Below are 26,581 nucleotides of genomic sequence, written 5' to 3' on the forward strand. Positions count from 1 at the left end.
GGATAGCTATGAAATTTGAAACATCTGATTTATTAAAAGACTTACCCAAACAATTTTTTGCAGATCTAGTGGCCAAGGTTAATGCTAAGATTGCTCAAGGGGCTGATGTCATCAACCTCGGTCAAGGGAATCCTGACCAGCCAACCTACGACTTTATTGTGAAAGCCTTGCAGGATTCTGCAGCCAAGCCAGCCTCCCATAAATACTCCCTCTTTCGCGGGAATCCTCCTTTCAAGGAGGCAGCAGCTGACTTTTACAAGACAAATTATCAGGTTGATTTAGACAGCCAAACAGAAATCTGTGTTTTAGGAGGATCTAAAATTGGCTTGGTCGAATTACCCTGGGCCTTAATGAATCCTGGTGACCTCTTGCTCTTGCCTGACCCAGGCTATCCAGACTATCTCTCAGCGGTTGCTTTGGGGCAGGTGGATTGTGAGACTTATCCTCTACTGGTAGAAAATGACTTCCTGCCTGATTTGACTGCCATTCCCGAGGAGACTGCTCGTCGTGCTAAATTCATCTATATTAACTATCCCAATAATCCAACAGGCGCTGTGGCCACTCCGGAATTTTATGAAAACTTGGTGGCGTGGGCCAAGAAATATGAAGTCGGTGTCGTCAGCGATTTTGCTTATGGCGCTCTGGGTTACCAAGGCTATAAAAATCCTAGCTTTCTATCCACACCAGGTGCTAAGGATGTTGGCGTTGAGCTCTATACCTTCTCCAAAACCTTTAATATGGCTGGCTGGCGTTTAGCCTTCGCAGCTGGTAATGCAGATATGATTGAGGCCCTCAATCTCATTCAGGATCACCTCTTTGTCAGTATCTTTCCTGCCATTCAGGATGCGGGGGTGGCGGCCTTATCGGATCCAAGAGCCAAAGAGGCCATTGTAGCCCTCAACCAGAGATACGACCAAAGACGGAAGGCCTTCGTCCAAGCAGCTGCCCAGATTGGTTGGCAGGCCTTCCCGTCTAAGGGGTCCTTTTATGCCTGGATGCCTGTGCCTGAGGGGTTTAATAATCAAAGCTTCGCGGATCTCCTGTTAGAGAAAGCCCATGTTGCCGTTGCCCCAGGAATAGGGTTCGGTCAGGAAGGTGACGGCTATGTCAGAATCGGTCTTTTGGTTGAGCCAGACCGGCTGGTTCAAGCTGTTGAGCGTATTGGACAGCTAGACTTGTTTTAAACGAACCAAAGTATAAGCTGTCCCACTGGGGCACTGGGGGCCAGCAACCCTGATCAAAATCATGTATTAGGGTTCCTTTAGACTTGTTTTTTTAAGCACCTATCATGTACTGATCCCAAAAAGTTAGATAAGAAATTATCGAAAGGATTTAGTTCTGTATTGGACAGGGCTAAGTCCTTTGAATTTTATTTTAAATCGCTTGTTGGTGTAGTAAAAAATGTAGTCTGTAATAGCTTGTTCAAGTTCGTCAAGTTTGATAAGATTTCTCAAAACCGTAGAACATCTCAGATTTGAGAATACCGAAGAAAGATTTCATCATACCATTATCAGGACTATTTCCCTTACGTGACACAGACAGATGAATGCCTTCATCGGGTAAAAGCCTGAGGATATCCTGATATCCTTGATGATATCGAAGACAATCGGCAGTTCTGGTTTTTGCCCAATCAGGCACTTTCCAATGGTCTCTATGTCTCTATGGTGACCGAATATTACAATTCCTGATCAGATTTATAATTTTTTTGCTCGCTATAGCTGGTTCTACCTAGTTCTTAGGCATAATCTATGGCATTTGGACTGGGTCATTAACCATACGTTTTTTTTAATATTTTTGCGGACAGGAGAAATCTTGGCAAGATGATTATCATAAACGCTTTTAAGGTCTCTACAAGTTTTTATAAAAATAAGCATTGGAACTTTACCACTAGCTGCTGCCTCCTATAGAGGAAAAAGCAGCTTTTCTTTTCAATCTATTTTCGAAAGTTCCTCCTAATCTTTTCAGTCTGTCATTGGCAAATTAAATCTCTCATGGTACAATGAGAGAGTGAAATCAGAAAATATTAAACAATAATAACAATAATGACGATAGGAGATAAGTTACTAGAGCGCAGGGGGAGAGGCCTACTATGAAATTGATTGCTGAGTTAAATATCTTAAAGCGAAAAGGGCTGATCATTGGCTTAAAACTATTGAGTCTCCTGCTCTGTTTCCCTTATTACTATCTCTTTTCTCGACTGGCTATCGCTATCACAGGCACCTCCTCCTTTTATATCAATTGGTGGGAACCTTTTTTCTTCCTCTTCGATTTAGTTCTCCTGTTAGTCATTCACGAGGGAATTCATGCTTTCTACTTAAAGCTCTTTAACCCCAATAATCCTGTAAAATACGGTTCCAAATGGTATCTAGGCTTTTTTAATGCCGCCAGTCCAGGTTCCTACTATCCCAAAGGGCAGATGCTGATTGTTTATCTGGCTCCCTTTGTCCTAACCAGCCTTGTTTTAACCCTCGTTTTAGCCCTAGGTTGGCTTTCTTCCTTCACCTATCTCGTTTTGAGCGTCCTGCATACAGCAGCCTGCACTAAAGATTTTTATTTTGTCTACCTTATTTTTTGGAAATACCGCAAATATCAGCTCTTAATTGAGATTAAAGAGCTGATAATCAAGTTTTATCAGGCCTGAGGATCAGTAGAAAATTTAAAAATAAAATAATCTAAGGCTTATGGCTCAATTTTTCACAGGCCAAACTTAGTTTTGGAACAATAAATGCTTCTAGCTACAATATTGAACGGCAAGAAAGGGCCATCATTTCATCAAAAGGAATGAGAGGTCTTTTATGTGTATACAGGCAGTCATGCAGATTTGTTTAAAATGTGAAGGCAGAGTTCTTGATGAGCTGTCTTTTTGTTTTCTGTGTTCCTAAGCTGATGAGACAGTCCAATCTATTCTAGAAAATTGAGGAAAAAATATGATGAATCAAGTTTTCTGCTATGCTAGAAAATTACTATTAAAGTAAATGCTTGCACAAACGACAAAAATTTCCCAAACTTACCAAAAACAGGAATTCCAAGTTATTAACTGACTCGATAAATCATGACACATTTAAATTGAAATGGATAGGATGAAGAAAGGATGAGCAGTGACCTATTCTGAAAAAACGAATTGCTCATAGTGACTGCACTCATCCTTACATCTATCGTAAAAGAGAGACTCATAAGAAACATAATGCTTGATTTGACACTGGTTAGCTAGAGGGACAAAAGTACGACGAAGATCTGACAGTAGACATTGAAAACAGGTTTAATAATTCTCTTAAAAACCTCCTTGATGACACATCTTCTAAGATATTTTTAGAGACAGGCTAACTTAGAATTTGGTAAATTTCTAAAAATGATCAGTTGCCAATAAATAAAAGCCAATTAGCTTGTTTAGTTCCTCATAAAATGGTAATATGACATCAATGTCATCAAAAAAACTAGAATGTTACAATTCGATTAAAAGGAGTAGAGATGAAACGCAAAGAAACGTTTGGTTTTCGCAAGAGTAAGATCAGTAAGAGCCTTTGTGGTGCCTTGTTGGGAACTGCTATTGTTGTGTCTGTAGCAGGTCAAAAGGTACTAGCTGAAGATATGATGAACAGCACAACATCAAGTATTGATACAACAGCAGTTGTTGGAACGGAGACTGGGAATCCCGCAACCAACCTGCCTGATAAACAGGCAGACTCTAGCAGTCAAGCAGAGACCAGTCAGGCTCAGGAGGGAGAAAAGACTGGTTCGATGCCTGTCAATGTAGCGACCACTGAGCTTGACGAAGCCGTGAAATCCGCTACTGAAGCTGGTGTAACAGTATCACAAGATGAAACCGTTGACAAGGGAACTGTGGGGACGTCCCAAGAAGCAGATGAAAAATCAAGTGAAATCAAGGCAGACTACAGCAAGCAAGCGGAAGCCATCAAAACCACAACAGAAACCTACAAGGCCGATGTGGCTGCTAATCAAGCAGAAACCGATCGTATTAATCAAGAAAATGCCGCCAAGAAAGCCCAGTATGAACAGGCTTTAGCCGCTAACAAGGCTGAAGTTGAACGCATAACCAATAAAAATGCTCAGGCCAAGGCCGACTATGAAGCCAAATTAGCTCAATATCAAAAAGATTTAGCAGCTGTCCAACAAATTAATACAGATACTCAAGCTGCCTATGCAGCGGCTAAGGAAGCTTATGAAAAAGAGTTAGCCCGCGTACAACAAGCCAATGCAGCTGCCAAGAAGGCTTATGAAGAAGCTGTCGCAGCCAATAATACCAAAAATGCAGCTATCCTTGCAGAAAATGCCGCCATCAGGCAGCGCAATGCTCAAGCCAAGGCTGACTATGAAGCCAAATTGGCCCAATATCAGAAAGACCTAGCGGCAGTCCAAGCAGGGAATGCGGCTAATGAAGCCGACTACCAAGCCAAAAAAGCGGCTTACGAGCAAGAGCTAGCCCGTGTGCAAGCGGCTAATGCGGCTGCCAAAACAGCCTATGAGCAAGCAGTCGCTGCTAACACCGCCAAGAATGAAGAGATTAAGGCGGCAAATACTGCTATCAGGCAGCGTAATGCCCAAGCCAAGGCTGATTACGAAGCCAAATTGGCTCAATATCAAAAAGATTTGGCTGCTGTTCAAAAGAATAATGCAGACAATGAAGCTGACTACCAAGCTAAACAATTAGCCTACGAAACTGAATTGGCTCGGGTGCAAAAAGCCAATGCCGATGCCAAGGCAGCTTATGACCAAGCTGTTAAGGACAACCAAGCAAAGAATGCTGAGATTGCAGCGGAAAATGCCGCTATCAGGCAGCGCAATGCCCAAGCCAAGGCTGATTACGAAGCCAAATTGGCTCAATATCAAAAAGATTTGGCTGCTGTTCAAAAGAACAATGCAGACAATGAAGCAGACTACCAAGCTAAAAAATTAGCCTACGAAACTGAATTGGCTCGGGTACAAAAAGCCAATGCCGATGCCAAGTTAGCTTATGACCAAGCTGTTAAGGACAACCAAGCAAAGAATGCTGAGATTGCAGCGGAAAATGCCGCTATCAGGCAGCGCAATGTCCAAGCCAAGGCTGATTACGAAGCCAAATTGGCCCAATATCAGAAAGATTTGGCTGCTGTTCAAAAGAACAATGCAGACAATGAAGCTGACTACCAAGCTAAAAAATTAGCCTATGAAACTGAATTGGCTCGGGTGCAAAAAGCTAATGCCGATGCCAAGGCAGCTTATGACCAAGCTGTTAAGGACAACCAAGCAAAGAATGCTGAGATTGCAGCCGAGAATGCCGCTATTAAACAGCGCAATGCCCAAGCCAAGGCTGATTACGAAGCTAAATTAGCCCAATATCAAAATGACTTAACCCAGTACCAAAAAGATTTAGCTGACTATCAAACCAAGTTAAAAGCTTATGAAGATGCTCAAGCCGCTTATAAGGCTGCCTTGGCGGAACTGGAAAAACACAAAAATGATGATGGCTATTTACCATCACCAGAATCGCAACCCTTTATTTTTGAGCAAGAAAAAAATGCTACCCTCGAAATTACATCGGGAGATAAAGTCTATAATGCTGACGAATTCTATGCTGAAGCAGATAAAATGGACTATATTAAGGCAGATACGCCATTTAATACAGAAAAGAGACGAGTGGCCTATGATCATTTTTGGGGTGGCATTCAAGATAGTGCAGATTGGCCGGGCAAGCGAGTATTTTTGCCAAAAGGTAAACCTGTTGTTGCACGGTACAGCAACCTAAAGAATTCAGAGTTGAATGGTAAAAGGATTGCGTCTGCCGAATTCATATATACGTTAAAAGATACCAGTCTTAATGCTGATAAAATACCTGCGATGCTATATGATGATCCTACACAAACAATATATTATTTTGAGTTCTTTGGCTCACAGAGTATTGATGTCGACATTAAGTTTTATGATGAAGATGGAAATAAGATCGATGCAACGGGTGCCTTGCTAGATTTCTCTTCACTTAACAGAGGACATGGCTGGCCGCAGTATAATGGTATAAATACAATTGAAAAGGTTAATTATCATACGGGAACGGCCATTGAAATAAACGGCTCTTCTGTAAAAGACAATGGGGATGGCTTATATGCTGCTACTCCAAACTATACTAAGGCCAATCAGTCAAGATTTGAAAGCGGTGAATGGGATAGTTCGGATTCCCCATTGAATTGGTATGGAGCTATTGTTGGTAAACAAACTGGTCCCGATATTAAATTTACGCTTTCTGCCGAAAACGCTTCGGGAATATGGTTCGCTTTTGATTCTAAGATAAAGGCAAAGGACATTCCTAATAAACCGATGGAATCTGAACCAACACCGCCAGTAGCCCCAACTCAGCCCTCAGAACCTGTTTACGAGGTCGAAAAGGACTTGGAGCCAGCTCCGGTAGAACCCAAGTACGATCCAGAGCCAACACCGCCGACTCGTACGCCGGATCAGCCGGAACCAAACAAACCAGATGAGCCTAACTATGAAGTAGAAAAACCATCAGAACCGGCACCAGTCGAACCCAAGTACGATCCAGAGCCAACGCCGCCAACTCGTACGCCGGATCAGCCGGAACCAAACAAACCAGATGAGCCTAACTATGAAGTAGAAAAACCATCAGAACCGGCACCAGTCGAACCCAAGTACGATCCAGAGCCAACCCCACCGACTCGTACGCCGGATCAGCCGGAACCGAATAAACCAGATGAACCCAACTATGAAGTGGAGCAGCCTCAGGAACCAGCCCCAGTCGAACCCAAGTACGATCCAGAGCCAACGCCGCCAACTCATACACCGGATGAGCCGGAACCGAATAAACCGGCTGAACCCAACTATGAAGTGGAGCAGCCTCAGGAACCGGCACCGGTCGAACCCAACTACGATCCAGAGCCAACGCCGCCAACTCGTACACCGGACCAGCCGGAACCAACTAAGCCATCTGAACCCAACTATGAAACTCTGCCAACCCCACCTGTTGACCCTGTTTATGAGAAGGTACCTGATCCAGTCAGCGTGCCAAGGGTTCGCTATCACTACTACAAATTAGCGATTCAGCCAGGTGTAACCAAGGCAATCAAGAATAGCGATAATCTTGATATTGATAAGACTTTAGTAGCTAAGCAATCAACTGTTAAGTTCCAATTGTTAACCGCAGATTTACCAGCTGGTCGTCCCGAAACGACTTCCTTTGTTCTGGTGGATCCATTGCCAAGTGGCTATCAATTTAATTTAGAAGCTACAAAGGTTGCTAGTCCTGGCTTTGACACTAGCTATGACGAAGCTACGAATACAGTAACTTTCACAGCCACTGCAGAAACATTAGCCAACCTCAATAAAGATCTGACCAAGACGGTTTCAACTATTTACCCAACGATTGTTGGCCAAGTACTGAATGATGGTGCTATCTATACCAATAATTTCACTCTGACGGTCAACGATGCCTACGGTATTAAATCCAATATTGTTCGAGTAACCACTCCAGGGAAACCAAACGACCCTAAACATCCAAACAACAGCTATATCAAGCCGCACAAGGTCAATAAAAATGAAAATGGCGTGGTGATCGATGGGAAGGCCGTCTTAGCAGGTTCAACAAACTACTATGAATTGACTTGGGACTTGGACCAATACAAGGGTGATAGCTCTGGTAAAGAAAGTATCCAAAAAGGATTCTTCTATCTAGAGGATTATCCAGAAGAAGCCCTCGATCTGCGTCCAGATTTGGTCAAAATTACTGATACTGGCGGTAAGGCTGTAACAGGTATCAGCGTGACTGATTATGCCAGCCTTGAAGCTGCTCCAGAGACGGTTCGTGAGATGCTTCAAAAGGCTAACATCACACCAAAAGGCGCCTTCCAGCTCTTTACAGCCGATAATCCGCAGGCCTTCTATGATACTTATGTCGTTAAAGGTATTGATTTGACCATTGTGACACCAATGGTTGTCAAGGCTGCAATGGGTAAAACAGGTGGCGGCTACGAAAACAGGGCCTATCAAATTGATTTCGGTAACGGCTATGAGTCCAACCCAGTGATTAACAATGTCCCTAAGATTGATCCTAAGAAGGATGTGACACTGACTCTTGATCCCGCCGATTTGACTAATATTGATGGGCAAACGATTGCTCTCAATCAAACCTTCAATTATCGTCTGATCGGTGGTATCATTCCACCAAAGCATGCTGAAGAGCTCTTCGAGTATAGCTTCGACGATGATTACGATCAGACAGGTGATAAGTACACGGGCCAATATAAGGCCTTTGCCAAGGTTGACCTTACCCTCAAAGATGGTACTGTCATCAAGGCAGGTACGGACCTGACCCAATATACTAAAGCCCAAGTCGATGAGGCTGATGGTCGGATTCTTATCAGCTTTAAGGAAGACTTCTTACGGTCTGTCTCTGTTGATTCGGCCTTCCAAGCGGAAGTTTATCTGCAAATGAAGCGGATTGCCGTTGGAACCTTTGAAAATACCTATGTTAATACGGTTAATGGCATCACTTATAGCTCAAACACGGTTCGCACCAGCACACCGGAGCCTAAGACGCCAGAAGATCCTAAGACTAGCCATACGGTCCTCTATCGTCCGGTTAAGGAAAAGGCTTATCAGCCGGCTCCGCCACAAACCGGTCACCTGCCAGCTACTGGCGATACTAACAATGCTTACATGCCTCTATTAGGATTAGTTAGCCTGACAGCCGGCTTTAGTCTGCTTGGCATCCGCCGTAAGAAAAACTAAGGAATACTGCAAAAAATGAGAAAGTACACCTTTCTCATTTTTTCTGTATTATTTTGAAGAAAACGCGAACAAAATGAGTTTTCCATTGTTCAGAATACTATCTTGTTCACTTTTTTATTTGATTGATCATTTAGAGTTTGATGATTCTTGAAATCAAAACCTTTTGGACCTAAGTTTTTCTTTAATTTACTAGCAGAAAACGTTTAATAAAGGGAAAAAGCAGACTTAGAGCAATAATGCAGGCTAAGGTTTCACCCAAGCAAGAAGAACCATTGATAATAGCAGAGTAGACGAGAGCTGACTGCCCCTTAGGAGCGTAGCTTCCCCAGAAAATAATTCCAGCAATAAAATGGATGATATAGCGAGACAGGCTGCCGATTAAAATCCCAAGAACCATAATGGCCCAGCTCCTTAAGGGCTGATTTTTTTTAAGAGTTTGATTGAATAAAGGCCTGATGATGCCGGCAAAGCCGATCAAACTAAAGGCAACGAAGTATTCTAAAAAACCTTGCCAGAGATTGAGCCAACCCCCAGCTGCCTGACCAAGCGCAACTTGCAGGATCCCCCAGATCAAGCCTGCTACGATAGCAGGCTTGGTGCCTCGGCGAAAGGCGATTAAAAAGATAGGGACCATCTTAAAGGATAAGGAAATCCAAGGACCGATTGACATCGGCTGGGTAAAGAAATCCAGTACCATAGCCAGACCAGCAAAGATAGCTATTTCAGCCATCGAAGCAACATTTGTTTTTTGCATAAAAAATCCTCCTTAGCCCAGTCTGACTGGGCAATTGATTTGATTTGCCACAATCAAAACTGAGATAAGCAGGACTTTGACTAATCCACTTATTTCTGCACATCCCTTACGCAAGCATTACCTTGTTCAGGTTCAAAGAGTTTAGACACCCAGACTCTACGCAAAACTCCAATGTTATGGAATTTACTTAAAACTGGAGATCATTCTCAGCAAAAGCTCCTCTTGTGACGCCTACATCATAGCAGAAATCTGCTCATTTAACAAGTTCCTACTCTTGCTACATTTCCTAAATCATCAGCAGATCTGCTAAATTAGTGGCAAATGACCTGGCAAAGTACTTTTCCCTATAAATATATATTCAAAAAACCACATTAAACAAAGTGACGATGTGCAGATGCTTCAAAAATAGCTAAAATAAAGTAAATGCATCGTATTAAGTTTTAAGAGGAAGGAATTAGAAGTTGAATTATAATTATTCTGTAATAAACAGAAAAATGTCATATATTTTTCAAAACTATGGCATAGCAAGACAATAATATTTCTTAATCAAGGGAATTATGTTACAATATTCTAGGCAATATTATTTGCTTAGAAAAATATTGGGAGAAAACAATGAAAGCAAAACAAGTTTACGGTTTTCGAAAAAGTAAGGTTGTGAAGTCTCTATGCGGTGCTGTGTTGGGAGCCACAGCACTGGTGTCACTGACAGGCTATAGAGCAGCAGCCGAGGAAGTATCGGAAACAACATCGACAAGCGGTGTTGACACGAAGGTTGTCGGGACAGAAACAGGCAATCCAGCGACTAATCTGCCGGAAGCCCAAGGCCCAGCCAGCGACCAAGCCAGCCAGAGTCAGGCTCAAGCCGGCCAGAACAATGGGGAGAAGTTGGTTGTAGAGGCTCCGTCACCAGAGTTGGAGCAGGCGGTTAAGGAAGCCTATCAAGCCGGTGTGACGGTTCAAGAAGAGGCTGATGTAGACGCAGGGACCGTTCAGACCTCAGATCAAGCAGCTGCTAAGCAGGCAGAGATCGATGCGGATTATGCCCAGCAAGTAGAAGAAATTAAGACAACCGTCAACTCTTATAAAGAAGACATTGCTAAGCACAAGGCGGAAGTTGAGCGTATAGATGCAGAAAACAAGGCCGCTGTAGAGCAATATGATAAAGATTTGGCTGCCCATCAGGAAGAAGTTGAGCGGATTAATGCTGCTAATGCTGCTGCCAAAGCTGACTATGAAGCAAAATTAGCGCAATACCAAAAAGACCTGGAAGCCATTCAAAACACAAATAAAAATAATGAAACCGCTTATCAGGCTGCGCTTGCGGCCTACCAAGCTGAATTAGAACGGGTTCGGAAGGCCAACGGGGATGCCAAGGCAGCCTATGAGCAAGCTGTAAAGGACAATAACGCTAAGAATGCTGAGATTGCAGCGGAAAACGCCGCCATCAAGCAGCGCAATGCCGATGCCAAGGCCAAATATGATGCTGCTGTCAAACAATATGAAGCCGATTTGGCCGCTATCCAACAGGGTAACAAGGATAATGAAGCGGATTACCAAGCCAAGAAACAGGCTTATGAAACGGAATTAGCCCGTGTTCAAAAGGCTAATGCGGATGCCAAGGCAGCCTATGACCAAGCTGTTAAGGACAACAAGGCTAAGAATGCTGAGATTGCAGCGGAAAACGCCGCCATCAAACAGCGCAATGCGGATGCTAAAACCAAATATGACGCTGCTGTCAAACAATATGAATCTGACTTGGCCGCTATCCAACAGGGTAACAAGGATAATGAAGCGGATTACCAAGCCAAGAAACAGGCTTATGAAACGGAATTAGCCCGTGTTCAAAAGGCTAATGCGGATGCCAAGGCAGCCTATGACCAAGCTGTTAAGGACAACCAAGCTAAGAATGCTGAGATTGCAGCGGAAAACGCTGCTATTAAACAGCGCAATGCTGACGCTAAGGCTGACTATGAAGCCAAATTAGCTAAATATGAAAAGGACTTAGCCAAATATCAAAAGGACTTGGCTGAGTATCCTATCAAAAAACGGGAATACGAAGAGGAACAAGAGCGAATTAAAAAAGCTCTGGAAGAACTTGAGAAGCATAAGAACGAAGATGGTAACTTGACAGAACCATCTGCCCAAAGCTTGGTCTATGACCTTGAACCAAATGCTCAATTGGCGTTGACAACCGAAGGTCAGTTTTTAAAAGCATCAGCTATGGATGATGCTTTTAGCAAGAGCACTTCAAAAGCTAAGTATGATCAGAAAGTACTTCAGATGGATGATTTGGACATCAGTAATTTACAACAAGCTGATGATGTCTCTTCTTCAATGGAGCTCTTTGGTAATATTGGCGATAAGTCAGATTGGACGACAACTGTAAGTAACACAGGTGAAGCTAAGTGGGCTTCTGTCCTTTTAGAACGCGGACAAAGTGCTACAGCTACTTATACAAATTTAGAAAACTCTTACTACAATGGTAAAAAGATTTCCAAGATTGTCTTTAAGTATACTGTTGATCCAGATTCAAAATTCCAGAATCCAGAAGGTAAGGTCTGGCTGGGGATCTTTACCGATCCAACTCTAGGGGTATTTGCGTCTGCTTTCACTGGAAATACAGAAAAAGATACATCTATCTTTATTAAAAATGAATTCACCTTCTACGATGAAGATGGCAATCCGATTGACTTTGATAATGCGCTTTTATCGGTAGCATCATTAAACCGTGAGCATAACTCTATCGAGATGGCTAAGGACTATACTGGTACCTTCGTTAAGATTGCCGGTTCATCTATCGGTGAGAAAAACGGTCAGATTTATGCTACGGACACGCTTAACTTTAAACAGGGTGAAGGTGGTGCCCGTTGGACTATGTATAAGAATAGTCAGCCAAACTCAGGTTGGGATTCATCCGATGCACCAAATTCTTGGTATGGTGCAGGGGCTATCAGGATGTCCGGCCCAAATAACAGCATTACCCTAGGTGCCACTTCGGCAACAAATGTTATGCCGCTTTCTGAAATGCCGATTGTTCCAGGTAAAGACAATGCGGAAGGTAAACGGCCAAATATTTGGTATTCTCTCAATGGTAGAATTCGTGCGGTAAATGTGCCTAAAGTGACCAAGGAAAATCCAGAACCACCAGTAGAACCTACCAAGCCAGAAGAACCTAAGTATGAAGTCGAAAAGGACTTAGAGCCAGCACCGGTAGAACCCAAGTACGATCCAGAGCCAACGCCGCCGACTCGTACGCCGGATCAGCCAGAACCTAATAAACCACAAGAGCCTAACTACGAAGTAGAAAAGCCATCAGAGCCAGCACCGGTGGAACCCAAGTACGATCCAGAGCCAACACCGCCGACTCGTACACCGGATCAGCCGGAGCCAAATAAACCACAAGAGCCTAACTACGAAGTAGAAAAGCCATCTGAACCAGCCCCGGTAGAACCCAAGTACGATCCAGAGCCAACACCGCCGACCCGTACACCGGATCAGCCGGAGCCAAATAAACCGCAGGAACCTAACTATGAACCGGAGCCAACGCCACCGACGCCGCCAATCCTACAGCGTTTCCCTGGAGCACCCGCTGTTCCAACGGTTCGTTACCACTATGCAAGATACGCTATCCAGCCTCAGGTTAACAAGGCAATCACCAATAACATAGGAGTCGATATCAACCAGACCTTGGTCGCTAAGCAGTCAGTGGTCAAGTTCCAACTGAGAACGGCTGAGTTGCCGGCCAACCGTGAGGAAACCACCTCCTTCGTCTTGGTCGACCCTCTTCCAAGTGGCTATCAGTTCAATCTGGAAGCGACCAAGGTGGCCAGCCCAGACTTTGATGTTACCTATGATCAAGCGACGCATACGGTGACCTTTACGGCCACAGCTGAAACACTGGATCTGCTCAATCGGGACTTCACCAAGGGCATCACCGCCCCAGTCCCAACCATTGTCGGTCAGGTCATGAACGACGGGGCTGTCTACAAGAATAACTTCACCCTAACAGTGAATGACGCTTATGGGGTTAAATCCAATATCGTTCGGGTAACCACCCCAGGTAAACCAGAAGACCCTGATAATCCAGGAAACAACTACATCAAACCGCATAAGGTCAATAAAAATGACAAAGGGGTTGTCATTGATGACAAAACCGTCCTAGCCGGAACGGTCAATTACTACGAATTGACATGGGATCTGGATCAATACAAGGGGGATAAGTCTTCCCCAGATACCATCCAAAAAGGCTTCTTCTACTTGGATGATTACCCAGAAGAAGCGCTGAACTTGAATCCAACTCTCGTTAGAATCGTCGACGCTAGCGGAAAGGCTGTTGAAGGGATCAGTGTCACTGATTATACCAGTCTTGACGCTGCCCCAGAGGACGTTCGGACCATGCTCCAAGCGGCTGCTATCACACCAAAAGGCGCCTTCCAGCTCTTCACAGCGGATGATCCGCAAGCCTTCTATGAAGCCTATGTGGTTAAAGGAATTAATCTGACTATTGTCACTCCAATGACCGTTAAAGCCGAGATGGGTAAGACCGGCGGTTCTTATGAGAACAAGGCCTACCAAATTGATTTTGGCAATGGCTATGAATCCAATATTGTGGTCAATAACGTGCCTAAGGTGGATCCTAAGAAGGATGTCACCTTGACCCTAGATCCAGCCGACACCAGCAACATCGACGGTCAGACCGTAGCGCTCAACCAAGTCTTTAATTACCGTCTGATCGGCGGCATTATTCCGGGCAATCGCTCCGATGAGCTGTTTGAGTATAACTTCTATGATGACTATGACCAAACAGGGGATCAGTATACCGGACAGTATAAGGTCTATGCCAAGTCTGACATCACCCTTAATGATGGGACTGTAATCGCAGCGGGAACGGATGTGACCGGTCATACGACGGCAGACGTCAATGAAGCCGATGGTCTCATTGTCATCAGATTCCAGGAAGCCTTCTTGCGTTCGGTTTCGCTGAACTCTAGTTTCCAAGCTGAAAGCTATATTCAGATGAAACGGATAGCTGTTGGCACCTTTGAGAACACCTATATCAATACGATTAACGGTGTAACTTACAGTTCCAATACGGTTAAGACAACGACGCCGGAGGATCCAGCCGATTCTACGCCGCCAGCGCCTAATCATGACCGGATGCCGCTAACCGTGACCTATCACTTTGAGGACGCGACAGCGCAGCCAGCAAAAGCCAGCCTTCTGCCGCAGACTGGCAGCAAGGACAGTGCTTATCTGCCGCTCTTAGGCGTGAGTGCGATTCTGGCTGGTCTTGGTTTACTAGGCAGTCAACGCAGTAAAAAACAAGAAGACTAAAAGAATTGGAAGAGCTTTTAGTAATAAACTCTGTTAGAAATCTTCTATATCTTAAGTAAAAACACAAGTAAGTCTTACTTTTGGCGTCTGCCATTTTGGACTTGCTTGTGTTTATTTTTATGTTCGTAGACTAATGTCTGTTTTTACAACAAGCTAGGACTTATTCTGGGAATTAACCATGTTAAAAATAATGCTAAATTAAAAGATTAAGCTACCATTTTCACTCATAACGTGTTATACTAAATAAGTTGCACAATTGCACACGATTATAGGCTTTATAAGGCAGCCTCGCACTGCCTTTTAGAAAGAAGAATACCATTGAAATTTACAGAATTAAACTTAGCAGAAAATATTCTGCAGGCTGTTGAAAAAGCAGGTTTTGTTGAACCCTCTCCCATTCAGGAGATGACTATTCCCCTAGCTCTTGAAGGCAAAGATGTTATCGGCCAAGCGCAGACAGGGACTGGTAAAACAGCCGCTTTCGGCCTGCCAACCTTAAATAAGATTGATACTGCCAATAATGTCATTCAAGCTTTAGTCATTGCGCCAACACGGGAATTGGCTGTTCAAAGTCAGGAAGAGCTCTTCCGTTTTGGCCGTGAAAAGGGCGTCAAGGTTCGCTCGGTTTACGGTGGTTCCAGCATTGAAAAGCAAATTAAAGCCCTGCGTTCAGGTGCTCATATCGTAGTTGGTACGCCAGGGCGTTTGCTGGACTTGATCAAACGTCGCGCCCTTAAGCTCAATACAGTTGAGACCCTAATTCTTGACGAAGCTGATGAAATGCTCAATATGGGCTTTTTGGAAGACATTGAAGCTATCATCAGCCATGTGCCGAACGAACGCCAAACTCTACTCTTCTCGGCTACCATGCCGGATGCGATTAAACGTATTGGTGTGAAGTTTATGAAAGATCCCGAGCATGTCAGAATCGCAGCTAAGGAACTAACCAGCGATATGGTTGAGCAGTTCTATGTTCGTGTTAAAGAGCGGGAAAAATTTGATACTATGACCCGTCTGATTGATGTCGAACAGCCTGAACTATCTATTGTCTTTGGTCGGACTAAACGGCGGGTAGATGAATTGACTCGCGGTCTCAAACTGCGAGGCTACCGGGCAGAAGGTATCCATGGAGATTTGGATCAAAACAAGCGTTTGCGAGTCATCCGCGACTTTAAAAATGATAATCTAGATATCCTAGTAGCGACCGATGTAGCTGCACGTGGACTCGATATTTCAGGAGTGACTCATGTCTACAACTACGATATTCCGCAAGATCCCGAGAGCTATGTCCACCGCATCGGGCGAACTGGCCGTGCAGGTAAATCAGGTCAATCCATCACTTTTGTCTCACCTAATGAAATGGGTTACCTTTCTATCATTGAAAATCTGACTAAAAAGCGTATGAAAGGTCTTAAACCAGCGACTGCTGACGAAGCCTTTCAGGCTAAGAAACAGGTTGCCCTCAAAAAAATTGAGCGTGATTTTGCCGATGAAAGCATTCGCTCTAACTTTGATAAATTCAAAGGAGATGCAGTAAAGCTGGCTGCTGAATTTTCACCAGAAGAACTGGCTCTTTATATCTTGTCCTTAACAGTACAAGATCCAGAAACCATGCCAGAGGTAGAAATCAGCCGTGAAAGACCGCTGCCATTTAAACCTTCGGGATCTAATCATGGAAAAGGCAGTCGTGGTAATAACAACCGCCGCGGCAGTCGCGATCGTTATCGCCGTGACAACGCTGGCAATGGCCGTCGTGAATTTAAACGCAAGTCTAATAAAAACTTTAAAGACTTTGATAAAAAAGATAACAAACGGCCGCATCGGACATCCAGCGAGAAGAAGAATGGTTTCGTTATCCGCAATAAGGGTGACCGCTAATAAGTAAAGAAGAGAGTGGGACAAATTGCCATGATAGCTTAGCCCTCACCCACAAAGCATTGTAATCTCTGAAGATTACGTATAAGAAATCAGTAAATCGTGATAAAATCACGATTTTGATTTTCTTCGCTCTCCCATTTTAATGCTCAGAGCTCTGCCACTCTCGTGTTTTTAGGTGGCAGGCTTTGGCAGTCTATCCCCAGACTGCCAAAGTCCGCTGGAGCATTTTGACACTTGCTTTGCAAGCTTTATTTCCCGATTAAAAAGCTCTACCAGAGCTTTTTAACCCACCTCCGCACAATTGATTAGGTTGACCGCTACTCCTTGCTACGAAAGGGATAAGGACTGCCAATCAGCAGTGGTTCATTGGTACTAAAGCACCTAATGAACTGTGCAGGGGTAAGACTTCTTGGCATAGCCAACAAGTCTTACTCCCAACCACTGCGTCAATATAGTAAATCTAGAACAATGCTAACGAGTCTGGACTTTTGTCCCAGACTCCTTTTTTCTTTCAAAAGATAACTAATTTTAAGAAAAATTAAATTTAACAAAGAATAAAGAAAAGGCTTTCATAATTATCTGCAAATGAATATAATATAAGCGTAAGGAAGTTATAAACTCTCAAGGATAGATGCCTTAGTCAAAAAGAAGGAGGTGGTTTTCATGCCAAGTCGTCAAGATAGACACCATCCTAGAGAAAGGAAAAGTCTCTGGAAGTGGATTGCTGGCCTAGTGGGTCTTGTTCTAATAGCTTTGGCCGTTTCTATCTTTACTGGCCAAAAGGGAAGAAGTGATCAGACAGCTAAGGAAGTCAAAACTGCCCAATCATCTAGTCATCTTTCCAAGAAATCCGATAGTAAGAATCAGTCAGTTTCAAGTTCTACAGGTTCTGCTAGCAATGGAAAGACAGATACTCAATCTTCGGACCAGATTATTTCCGGTGACCTAGTCGGCACCTGGCAGGGTCAGACTCCTGTCAGCAATTATGCCGTTACTATGACCTTTCAGGAAAATGGCCAGATTGATGTGACGATTGACCAAACTGCTCTCAGTTTTACAGTTGGCAGTTTGAAAGAAATTTCACCTGGCCTATATCTCTACCAAGATATCAGTCCTGCGGATCAGGCTCACTACTTGTTACCGGGCGCTGAACTCGGTGGCACTGGTGGCCAAGTCAAGTTTGGCTATGGAGTATCTGTCAATGGTGATACCATTAAGCCTGTCTTCTGGCAGGTCCAACCAGATCAAGATTTCACAGCCGATAACATGTCCAAGGAAGCCGGCTACCATGGAGAATTCACCCTTAGTCGTAGCCAGTAAACGATATTCATGTATAAAGGCTTATTGTCAACTGTAGCGGGTGACTTATAGCTAAGTGCGAGAGGAGACAAATTTTGTCTTCTCTTTTTGTTTCTTTTGAATTTTTAGGAGACCAGCTAAAACGATCCTTTCCCAGATCGTTTTACTGTTGTTCAAAGAGAGGAAAATGCATTTTTTAAAGTTGTCAAAGTTCTGATACCCAAAAGCATTGCGCTTAATGTCTTTGATAAGTTTGTTGGTTGTTTCTAACTTAGCGTTAGAATAAGGCATTTCCATGGCATTGGTGATATTGTAGCCTTTGTAGCGTATAAAGATGCTCAAAGCAGTTTTATTTGCATAATTAATAAAAATTGTGCTGGAGCATAGGAGGTTTTTATAAGATTTGGAAATAAAAATATTTTTCCTGATAAAGTCCTTAAATTTTTACTTTATAACTAATATAGGCGATGGAATCCGAGGTAAAAGCGTCGTTAAAAACTGTATTGAAAAAGGGTTGCTTCAATCTCTCCTTATCTTGCTTTTATAGCTATGTGGGACTGTTTTTATTGACATCAACAGTTATCTTGTATTTGCTTCATTTGTTAATCGCTTTTTTATTTGGCAGTGGTGCAACGATTGGCTTAGGGATTTTTGAAGTCCTAGTTTCAGCCTTGCTTCTAACAGGCTTAGGTGATGGCATTTGGCAATTTGTGCCTTGTGCTTGGCCAGCACGGTTGATGGTGACTTGGTTTAATATGCTGCAATACCCAGATCAAAATCCTATTTTTGCCCAGCAGCTTCTTCTCTGGCTGGAAGTGGCCTTTCCAATGACCTTGCTTGGTTTATTTCTCAGTCTTCTTTGGTTTGACAGATGGCAAGGAAGAAATGATGGGGAGTAGGATTGCCTATTGATTTACTAACGAAAGGAAATTGACTTATTTATGGAAAAACTTAAAAAGCTGACAGGCTTTCAGCTCAAATACATCGCCTTGGTGCTCATGCTGCTAGACCATATTCACTACTTTTTTGACTATACAGGAAAGATCCCCCTGTGGTTCAGTCAGCTAGGGAGATTATCAGCGCCTTTATTCTTATTTGCGATTATTGAAGGGTTTATCCATACGCATGACCGCAAGAAATACTTCCTGAAGATTTACGGTTTGGCTATTGCTATGGGAGCTATCCAGTTTGGCTTTTCTAATGTGCTGCACCCTTTGGTACGGGGAGATGGCTTCTTTCCGCAGAATATGATGCTGTCCTCCTTTGCCATTTTGTTGGTTGCTTTGCAGGGTATTGCTTGGATTGAGGAGAAGAAGTACCTTCGAGGCATTCCGACCCTTCTTTTTCCGATTCTTCTGCCCTTTCTTTTCATGCCTTTCTACCGTATTTTTATGGGTTCTGGTAATCAACTGGGCATGTTCGTTATTAACTTATTCAATTTCACAATCTTGCCGCTGCATTTTTCCATTATGGATGGTGGAACAGAGACTTTGATTGTAGGCATTGCCATGTATCTCTGCAGAAAAACACTCAAAAGGGAAGTTCTTGCCTTTGTCATTGTGTCTCTAATAGTTAATTTAGGTCGTGGTTTCCTTGTAGGTGCTCCGTTGACGCTTCACACATTTTTATTTCTTTATTTTGAGTGGATGGAAATCTTTGCAGCTCCGCTCATGCTTATGTACAATGGGCAACGAGGCAAGGGTAGTAAACATCTCTTTTATATTTTCTATCCGCTGCATATTTACTTGCTCTACGGCTTGTCAGTCTTGCTTTACGGATGATATGATAGGAGTTACAAATAATAGAAAAAGGAAAAAAGATGACACGCATTTTGGTAATTGATGACGAGGCAGATATTCTGACTTTGATAAAAAATACCTTAGAGTTGCAGAGATATCTGGTAGAGACTTTTACCAGTGCTGAACAGGTTGACCGTTCAAAGTTAACAGATTATGATTTAATTTTACTAGACATTATGATGCCTGATGTAGATGGGCTTAGTTTTTGTCAGGAGATTCGTCCTTTGGTAGACTGTCCCATTATTTTTCTGACGGCGAAAGCACAAGAAGCAGATATTGTCACGGGCCTTAGTTACGGAGCGGATGATTATCTAGTTAAACCCTTTGGTATCCAAGAGCTTTTAGCGCGTGTTAATGCCCACTTACGCCGGGAAAGGCGTGAACATCATACCAGTCTAGTTTTAGGAAATATTCGGTTTGATCTGTCTGCCAAAGAAATTTCTATTAGTAATCAAGTACTTGCTTTGACGAAATCAGAGTACGAAATTTGTGAGCATTTGGCCAAACACCGCGGTCAGGTTTTCTCTAAAGAGCAGCTTTATGACTATCTCTATGGATTTGAAGAACGCGGGGCACCTGCGGCCATTGCCGAGCATATTAAAAATATTCGAGCAAAATTTCGGATGGCTGGAGCAGAGCCCATTGAAACAGTTTGGGGAATTGGTTACAAATGGCAAACAAAAAATTAAACCAGTCCTTGACCAGTATTTTCATGACTTATTTCATGAGTGTTGTGCTGGGAATAGTAGGAATAGGGATTATAGCTTACATTGGTTTGGTAGTGGCTTTTAGAACCGGATTTATCTTGCCAGCTAATCAGACAGAAAACGAGTTGATAAGCTTAACAAGATCAATTGAGACAGATTCGCATTTTAAGCTATCCAATCTTCCACAAGGGACTAGCTATCTGCTCGTAGATAAAGGTGGACAGGAACTACAAACTAATATGAGCTCTTCATTGAAGAAGGCGGCGACGTCATCTCAAGATTCTTACCGTCTTGACCATGGTCACTATGGGTATTTCAAAACCTTTAGGAGGCCTGACGGCAGCCATCTTATTGTCAGTTATCAACTCAGGCAGCGTTATCGTGATCCTTGGTTAGAGCAGCATTTGCCCCGTCTGAGCACGGTTATTATTGGTTTGTTTAGCTTAGGGCTCTTGCTCTATTTTGTCTTGATCAGCCTTTTCTTTGGCCGTTATGTCAAGCGTCAGTTGGAGCCTATTATAAGGATGACAGATAAGATTCAAGAGGAGGAGTTAGAATTTTCTTTACCGAAGACTAGAATCAGGGAGTTCGACCAAATTATCCAGAGTTTGGACAGATTGCGCACTAGTTTGCGAGATTCCCTAATGCGCAGCTGGCAATTGGAGCAGGAAAAGCAGAACCAGATAGCTGCCTTAACGCACGATATCAAGACGCCCTTGACTGTCATCAAGGGCAATACGGATTTATTAGAAATGACAAATCTGACGGATCAGCAGTCTGAATTTTTGGCCTATACTAAGCGCAATGCTCAGTTGCTGGATGACTATGTGCAAGCGCTCAACCAATTGACTAAAAGTCAGAAACGACAAGACTACACACCGAATCTGATATCTCTTAAAGCCTTTTTGGATGACTTGGACAAGGATGCTAAGGGGTTATCTCTGGCTAAAAAGGTCACTTGGGAACCGCAGGTTCTATCTAGTCTGCCCGATATCCAAGTCAACTGGGATCAGACTCTTCTTAAGCGAGCTCTCATAAATGTTATAAGCAATGCTATGGAATATTCACCAACAGGAAGTGTGGTCAGCTTGACCTATGAATTGCAGGATAGTCAGCTTTTATTGTGCATCACTGACAGTGGTTCAGGGTTTAGTCAAAATGCCTTGGAATCGGCTAAAATGCCTTTTTATACTTCTAATACCAGCAGGAATAAAAGCCAGTATCACCAAGGATTGGGCTTGGCTGTTGCGGATAATATTGTCCGCCTGCACGGCGGAAGTCTGGAAGTGTCAAATGCTAGGCAAGGCGGCGGCCAGGTCACGATCACCTTACCTATTATAAAAAAACAAGTTTGAGACACTTTTGATCCCAAACTTGTTTTTTATGTGACTTCAACCCGCCTCGCTTCGATAAGTGGAGGAAAATAAACACCCGTAAAGCAGGTAGTCAAGATTGTATTTTTAACTAAACAGTTGAATTAGAATACCACCTAGGATAAGGATGATAGCCCCGCCGAGCCGGTTGGCCATTTGGGCAAAAGCAATCATTTCCATACGGTCAGCAGCCGAGAGGACGGCGATATTGCCTGTGCCTCCCATTGAGTTGTTAATCATACCAGCTCCGATGGCTGTTTCAACTGGAAATAGTCCGAAAATCTTACCAAGGAACCAGCTGGCAAGCCCCATAGCAACAACTGATGTCAAGCTGAGGATAAGGAATTGCCAGGTCATAGCTTGTGCTAGTTTAGATAGATCCATCATAGCCAAACCGATACCAGCTAAAACAGCGTGAGTCAAGTTGGTCATGACGACTTGGTTGAACATAACAACACAGTCTTGAAGTGCTTTGGGTACAGTATCAGTTGCTTTCAGGATAAATACAATAATAATCATAAAGGCATAACTGTGAATTTTTGGTACAAAAGCATTGAGGATAACCCCGATGAGAAAGAGGCCAAATGCAAACATCAGTCCGACACCGATCTTGGTAGCATCGAGGGTTAAGTGTGGTCTTTCCAGTTCTTCCTTATTAACTTCGATAAGGACACCATGACCATTGTATTTTGTCTTGGCAAAGGCCTTGGCGATAAAGATAGCACCGATAATAGCAAAGAGGTTACCAAGGGTTGTCGCAGGTGCTAGATGATTGAGAATATCACCTGCTGGGACATGAAGTTGGCTGGCATAGATTTTAGATAATGGGACGATACCAGCCCCCATCCCTCCTGCCATCTGTGCCATAGAAATATAGAGGACAGAATGGCTAAAGCCTTGTCCAAGCAAAACTCCCATACCACCAGTAGCAAAGAAACCAATGACCATAGTAGCAAGTGAGATGGGAATGAAACGAGCCGAAGCCCTAACCAAGAGGTTGCGGTTCATCCCAAGGATAGCACCACAAATTAAAGCGGCGATATAGAAATCCAGAAATCCCCAATCTTGCATAAATGCCGCAGTCGCTTGTACAACAGTTTTGGGCATAATTCTTAAACTGTTAAGCAGGGCCGCCAGCAAGAGGGTCATGACCGAACCTCCACCTAGATAAGTATTAAAGAAAGGTGTTTTTTGACCAATCCAATAGAAGAGATGGCCTAGAAGAACCAACATAAAGGTAATCCCCAACATGTTGAGTGGGAGTTTCCCCATCCAGATAGTGACAGCTAAGATGAGCACCAAGACTACATACAAGGGGAGACCAACACCAGAAATTTTGATCGTATTCAGTTTATTCATGATTGCTGAAAGCCTCCGACATTAGTATTCTGGATACCATTTGAGGTCACGGACAGCCTTAGCCATATCAGTTTCCTTTGCTTGGGCCAAGCCCTGTTCTTGAGCTTTTTGGGCAACGGCTTCAGCTACCTTAATAGAAACGTCAGCTACATACTTAAATGGTGGAAGGACAGGTGCTCCTGGCTGACCAGGATCGACCAAACCACTGAGTGAGTGAGCAGCAGCTCCGATCATTTCATCTGTCAAAAGCTTGGCTTCTGAGGCTAGCATACCAAGTCCGAGACCTGGATAGATAAGGGCATTATTGGCTTGACCGATTTGATAATCAACCCCTTTATAAGTAACCGTACCAGAAGGAACACCTGTTGCTACGAAGGCTTTACCATCTGACCATTGAATGACTTGCTCAGCAGTAGCTTCTAATTTCTTAGTAGGGTTAGAGATTGGGAAGATGACTGGGCGTTCAGTATTGTCACACATAGCCTTGACGACATCTTCAGTGAAGGCACCAGCATCTGTAGAAGTACCAACCAAAATAGTTGGCTTAACAACCTTAATCACATTAAGGAGGTTAGTCATATCCCCAGCATTTTCAAAGTCCGCACGTTTCTTAGCAAATGGTTTTTGGGCAGGTGTCAAGTCTTCCATATCATCGAAGAGAAGCCCTTGTTGGTCGATCATGAAGAAATGCTTGTAGGCTTCCTCTTCTGACAATCCTTCGCTGACCATTTCAGCATGAACTCGAGAAGCGATACCAGCACCAGCAGAACCACCACCGTAGCAAAGGTAGATTTGGTCAGTGAGTTTTTCGCCAGTGATATCAAGGGCACCGAAGATACCGCCGAGAACAACAATACCAGTACCTTGAATATCATCATTGAAAGTTGGAATATCATTCTTGTAGCGGTTCAAGATGTCAGCCGCAGTTGAGCGCCCGAAATCTTCCCAGTGAAGGTAGAGTTTAGGGAAAAGTTTTTCTGCGGTTTGAACAAATTGGTCGATAAATTTATCATATTGTTGGCCATGGACCCGTTCATGACGGTTACCGAGGTACATTGGGTCGTCCAAAAGTTCTTGGCGGTTGGTACCAGCGTCGATAACCAAGGGCATTACAGATGATGGGTCAATACCAGCAGCGGCTGTATAGACCATCAATTTACCGACAGAGATATCTACCCCTTGGACGCCCCAGTCACCGATACCAAGGATTCCTTCAGCATCTGTTGCCACAATCAAGCGAATATCACGGTCACCAGCCGCATTTTTCAAGGTTTCTTCGATATTTTCTGGATGGTTAATATCAAGGTAGGCCGCGTACTGAGGATCTACAAATAGTTGACTGTAATGTTCAATTGTATCTGCAATTGTGGGATCGTAAACGATAGGATTAAACTCTACGATATGCTGATTAAACAAGTAGTAAAAGAGGGTGCGATTGGTGTTGAAAATTTCCATCAAGAAGAGGCGTTTTTCCAAATCTGATGGCTTTTGCAGATAGTGCTGATAAGCTTGATCTGCCTGTTCTTCAATGGTTTGCACATAAGGTGGCAAGAGACCAATCAGACCGTGTTCCTTACGTTCTTCCATAGTGAAGGCTGTTCCTTTATTTAAAAAGGGGTTGTTTAAAATATCATGTGCTTTCATCTTATTCTCCTCTATAATAAGTTGTATTACTCGCAAAGAGCGACCTTATTATAGGTTTGCCGTCTTCTTATAGTCAACTGTCTGCCTTATCATAAATTTTATTTATAAGACCGGTTTTTGTGATACAATGATGACGATACAAGGGAGGTTCTGTATGAATATCAGGGATTTAGAATATTTTCAAGAGTTATCGAGACTAAATTCATTTACAGCGGTTGCCCAGTCTTTTAAGGTCAGTCAACCCACTATTACCTATGCTATCAAGCGTTTAGAACATCAGTTTGCCTGTGAGCTTTTTATTAAAGATACTTCTCATCGCTCAGTCGTTTTAACCCATCAAGGGGAGATTCTAGCTAGGCATATTGAGGCCATTTTAGCGGAACTGACTATTTCACAAAAAGAGATAGACCGCGCCAATCGTCAAGAAGTCAAGGTCGGATTTCCGCCGATTATCAGGGCACGAATCTTATCACAGCTTATCCACAAAGGAGCAGATCTCAGTTTTATGTCTAGCCTGCAAATGGTGGGCGGCGGCTCTGTCGACCTGCTCCAGCAGTTGGTGGCTGGTGACTTGGATTTCAGCTTTATCGGCAGTCTGCACCCTTTAGATCATCCTAAATTAATAACGAAGGAACTTTATCAACGTCCCTTTTATATTGTCGTATCTGAAAAACATCCCCTAGCTAAAAAGCGGTCGGTCTCCTTTGGTGAAGTATTAAATGAACCCTTTCTTATCTTGGATGAAGGCCATACGCACTTAGAAGCCTTTAATTATCTGAATGACAAATACCGGCAGCGCGCTAATATCTTCTTGAAATTGAGTGAGATTTCTATTATCGGACAGATGGTTGGAGAAAATCTTGGCATTACTCTACTGACCGATTTTCTCCTCTTTTCAGAATTGGAAGGCTTGGTCAAAATTCCTCTTACCGATGATGATAATGTCAGTTTTCATGTCAGCTATGCCTACTCAAAAAGTACAGTTTTACCTCCATTGATTGAGCATCTGATTGAGCTCCTAGGAAAAATTAAGTAGAGTGTAAAAGGGGGATGAACAACCTGAAAATTGAAAATTTTGGTTCTCACCATGCCCTAGTTTCAAGGTAGTGATTTGAAACAGTTTCTCCCTAGACCGTTTCACTCCACTTCCCGTACAGTTCAAAGGGTCAGGGGATCTTTTGAGGTTGGAAATAGAGTCCTAAACTTGATTCTTTTGGCAGTAATAAACAATTGACGCAGTGGTGGATTAAGAGTTCCTTACCCCTTGCCTTGCATGTGATAGATCAAGCAGTCTGGGAGACTGTTTGAGAGAACTAAGATCAACTGTGCAGAGGTGGGATAGAAACCTTCAGTTGAGGATTTCTACTTGAACCTTAAACTAAGAAAGCAAGGAAAATCAATTTCTTCGAAATACTGATTTCTTATACGAAAACTTCAGAGATTACAATACTTTGTGGGTGAGGGCTAAGCTATCATGGTTGTTTGTCCCACTCTCTTAGTTTTTCTGCTTTGGCCTTACGGTAAAAGGAAAATCTGTCAGCAGTGGGTTATTGGTTCTAAAGTACCTAATGAACGGTGCAGGAGTATGGCTTGTTGGCTACGCCAAGAAGTCTTGCCTCTGCATCAAGAGTTTATTCCAAAACAAAAATACTGGACAAATTTGCCCAGTATCTTTTATTTATAGATGTAATCTGTGTG

The 26,581-nt window shown here is 43.2% G+C and carries 12 protein-coding genes and 5 pseudogenes; 12 read left to right on the forward strand and 5 right to left on the reverse strand.

Features of this window, described 5'->3' with window-relative positions:
• The first annotated feature begins 8 nt into the window (after nucleotides 1–8).
• A complete protein-coding gene (locus tag G7Y32_RS02215) occupies nucleotides 9–1,184 on the forward strand; it encodes a pyridoxal phosphate-dependent aminotransferase (protein ID WP_165210042.1) in 1,176 nt (391 codons plus the stop codon).
• 135 nt (nucleotides 1,185–1,319) lie between these two features.
• On the opposite strand, the pseudogene G7Y32_RS02220 reads toward G7Y32_RS02215, so the two are convergent.
• Nucleotides 1,320–1,551: pseudogene (locus G7Y32_RS02220) on the reverse strand (IS3 family transposase); the annotation flags it as partial.
• Between the two features lie 538 nt (nucleotides 1,552–2,089).
• Between G7Y32_RS02220 and G7Y32_RS02225 the strand changes: the two are divergent.
• The 3 genes and pseudogenes from G7Y32_RS02225 to G7Y32_RS02230 form a co-directional block, all read left to right on the forward strand.
• The gene (locus tag G7Y32_RS02225) at nucleotides 2,090–2,641 is read left to right on the forward strand and encodes a DUF3267 domain-containing protein (RefSeq protein ID WP_165210045.1); all 552 of its coding nucleotides are present in this window, start codon (nucleotides 2,090–2,092) and stop codon (nucleotides 2,639–2,641) included.
• Between the two features lie 827 nt (nucleotides 2,642–3,468).
• Nucleotides 3,469–3,576 (forward strand): annotated as a pseudogene (locus G7Y32_RS10530) (putative cross-wall-targeting lipoprotein signal domain-containing protein); the annotation flags it as partial.
• Nucleotides 3,577–3,720: 144 nt separating this feature from the next.
• Nucleotides 3,721–8,736: pseudogene (locus tag G7Y32_RS02230) on the forward strand (antigen I/II family LPXTG-anchored adhesin); the annotation flags it as partial.
• 181 nt (nucleotides 8,737–8,917) lie between these two features.
• Here the strand turns inward: G7Y32_RS02230 and thiT are convergent.
• On the reverse strand, nucleotides 8,918–9,490 hold the full coding sequence (gene thiT, locus G7Y32_RS02235) for an energy-coupled thiamine transporter ThiT (protein WP_165210051.1): 573 nt from the start codon (nucleotides 9,488–9,490) through the stop codon (nucleotides 8,918–8,920).
• A 612-nt stretch (nucleotides 9,491–10,102) separates the two neighbouring features.
• On the opposite strand from thiT, the gene G7Y32_RS02240 reads away from it, so the two are divergent.
• From G7Y32_RS02240 to G7Y32_RS02255, 3 genes are all read left to right on the forward strand, one after another.
• Nucleotides 10,103–14,824, forward strand: coding sequence for an antigen I/II family LPXTG-anchored adhesin (locus G7Y32_RS02240; protein ID WP_165210054.1), 4,722 nt, complete (start codon nucleotides 10,103–10,105; stop codon nucleotides 14,822–14,824).
• Between the two features lie 318 nt (nucleotides 14,825–15,142).
• The gene (gene cshA / locus G7Y32_RS02245; RefSeq protein ID WP_165210057.1) at nucleotides 15,143–16,702 is read left to right on the forward strand and encodes a degradosome RNA helicase CshA; all 1,560 of its coding nucleotides are present in this window, start codon (nucleotides 15,143–15,145) and stop codon (nucleotides 16,700–16,702) included.
• 1,068 nt (nucleotides 16,703–17,770) lie between these two features.
• The gene (locus G7Y32_RS02255; protein ID WP_165210543.1) at nucleotides 17,771–18,022 is read left to right on the forward strand and encodes a hypothetical protein; all 252 of its coding nucleotides are present in this window, start codon (nucleotides 17,771–17,773) and stop codon (nucleotides 18,020–18,022) included.
• A gap of 51 nt (nucleotides 18,023–18,073) precedes the next feature.
• On the opposite strand, the pseudogene G7Y32_RS10350 reads toward G7Y32_RS02255, so the two are convergent.
• Nucleotides 18,074–18,367: pseudogene (locus G7Y32_RS10350) on the reverse strand (transposase); the annotation flags it as partial.
• A gap of 173 nt (nucleotides 18,368–18,540) precedes the next feature.
• On the opposite strand from G7Y32_RS10350, the pseudogene G7Y32_RS02265 reads away from it, so the two are divergent.
• The 4 genes and pseudogenes from G7Y32_RS02265 to G7Y32_RS02280 form a co-directional block, all read left to right on the forward strand.
• Nucleotides 18,541–18,900, forward strand: a pseudogene (locus tag G7Y32_RS02265) (ABC-2 family transporter permease); the annotation flags it as partial.
• A gap of 42 nt (nucleotides 18,901–18,942) precedes the next feature.
• Complete coding sequence (locus G7Y32_RS02270; protein WP_165210063.1) at nucleotides 18,943–19,782, forward strand: TraX family protein; 840 nt, start codon at nucleotides 18,943–18,945, stop codon at nucleotides 19,780–19,782.
• 38 nt (nucleotides 19,783–19,820) lie between these two features.
• Nucleotides 19,821–20,489: a response regulator transcription factor gene (locus tag G7Y32_RS02275; protein ID WP_165210066.1), complete on the forward strand. Its 669-nt coding sequence runs from the start codon at nucleotides 19,821–19,823 to the stop codon at nucleotides 20,487–20,489.
• Nucleotides 20,471–21,862 (forward strand): sensor histidine kinase, encoded by a 1,392-nt coding sequence (locus tag G7Y32_RS02280; protein WP_165210069.1) that lies wholly within the window; start codon nucleotides 20,471–20,473, stop codon nucleotides 21,860–21,862. Before G7Y32_RS02275 ends, G7Y32_RS02280 begins: the two co-directional genes overlap by 19 nt.
• 105 nt (nucleotides 21,863–21,967) lie before the next feature.
• On the opposite strand, the gene G7Y32_RS02285 is transcribed toward G7Y32_RS02280, so the two are convergent.
• Nucleotides 21,968–23,239 carry a 2-hydroxycarboxylate transporter family protein gene (locus tag G7Y32_RS02285; RefSeq protein ID WP_165210072.1) on the reverse strand — a complete coding sequence of 424 codons (1,272 nt, stop codon included), beginning with the start codon at nucleotides 23,237–23,239 and terminating at the stop codon, nucleotides 21,968–21,970.
• Nucleotides 23,240–23,260: 21 nt separating this feature from the next.
• Nucleotides 23,261–24,883 carry a malolactic enzyme gene (locus G7Y32_RS02290; RefSeq protein WP_165210075.1) on the reverse strand — a complete coding sequence of 541 codons (1,623 nt, stop codon included), beginning with the start codon at nucleotides 24,881–24,883 and terminating at the stop codon, nucleotides 23,261–23,263.
• A gap of 154 nt (nucleotides 24,884–25,037) precedes the next feature.
• On the opposite strand from G7Y32_RS02290, the gene G7Y32_RS02295 reads away from it, so the two are divergent.
• Nucleotides 25,038–25,919 carry a LysR family transcriptional regulator gene (locus G7Y32_RS02295; RefSeq protein WP_165210078.1) on the forward strand — a complete coding sequence of 294 codons (882 nt, stop codon included), beginning with the start codon at nucleotides 25,038–25,040 and terminating at the stop codon, nucleotides 25,917–25,919.
• The last annotated feature ends 662 nt before the right edge of the window (nucleotides 25,920–26,581 follow it).

The sequence above is a fragment of the Streptococcus tangpeifui genome, assembly GCF_011038795.1.
In the GTDB taxonomy this organism is placed as follows: Bacteria; Bacillota; Bacilli; order Lactobacillales; family Streptococcaceae; genus Streptococcus; species Streptococcus tangpeifui.

Excerpts from the sequence above, each read along its gene's own strand:
- G7Y32_RS02295 (WP_165210078.1), top strand. The coding sequence starts at position 25,038 with ATGAATATCAGGGATTTAGAATATTTTCAAGAGTTATCGAGACTAAAT.
- G7Y32_RS02270 (WP_165210063.1), top strand. The coding sequence starts at position 18,943 with ATGGAAAAACTTAAAAAGCTGACAGGCTTTCAGCTCAAATACATCGCC.
- G7Y32_RS02240 (WP_165210054.1), top strand. The coding sequence starts at position 10,103 with ATGAAAGCAAAACAAGTTTACGGTTTTCGAAAAAGTAAGGTTGTGAAG.
- G7Y32_RS02285 (WP_165210072.1), bottom strand. The coding sequence starts at position 23,239 with ATGAATAAACTGAATACGATCAAAATTTCTGGTGTTGGTCTCCCCTTG.
- G7Y32_RS02290 (WP_165210075.1), bottom strand. The coding sequence starts at position 24,883 with ATGAAAGCACATGATATTTTAAACAACCCCTTTTTAAATAAAGGAACA.
- G7Y32_RS02225 (WP_165210045.1), top strand. The coding sequence starts at position 2,090 with ATGAAATTGATTGCTGAGTTAAATATCTTAAAGCGAAAAGGGCTGATC.
- thiT (WP_165210051.1), bottom strand. The coding sequence starts at position 9,490 with ATGCAAAAAACAAATGTTGCTTCGATGGCTGAAATAGCTATCTTTGCT.
- G7Y32_RS02280 (WP_165210069.1), top strand. The coding sequence starts at position 20,471 with ATGGCAAACAAAAAATTAAACCAGTCCTTGACCAGTATTTTCATGACT.
- G7Y32_RS02215 (WP_165210042.1), top strand. The coding sequence starts at position 9 with ATGAAATTTGAAACATCTGATTTATTAAAAGACTTACCCAAACAATTT.
- G7Y32_RS02275 (WP_165210066.1), top strand. The coding sequence starts at position 19,821 with ATGACACGCATTTTGGTAATTGATGACGAGGCAGATATTCTGACTTTG.